Below are 237 nucleotides of genomic sequence, written 5' to 3' on the forward strand. Positions count from 1 at the left end.
GAACAGCAGCCTGACCTTGTTCTTCTCAGCCCAGGCACGGATGCGCCAGTTCTTGTGCGCCGACAGATTGTCCAGGATGACGTAGATCGGAGCACCGTCTGGCCGGGCGGCACGGATGGATTTCAGCGCGGCCCAGGGGGGGTCGATGCCCTTGCGTGCCCGATTGACACCCCACAACAGGTCGTCGCCGACGGAGTAGCAGCCGTGGAAGTAGGTGACGCCCTGGGTGCGGCGGTA

Annotated in this window: 1 pseudogene; it reads right to left on the minus strand. The window is 64.6% G+C overall.

Annotated features, from left to right (window positions below):
* Nucleotides 1-237, minus strand: a pseudogene (locus tag IO39_RS43745) (IS630 family transposase); the annotation flags it as partial.

This window comes from Nonomuraea candida (genome assembly GCF_000725485.1).
Lineage (GTDB): Bacteria > Actinomycetota > Actinomycetes > Streptosporangiales > Streptosporangiaceae > Nonomuraea > Nonomuraea candida.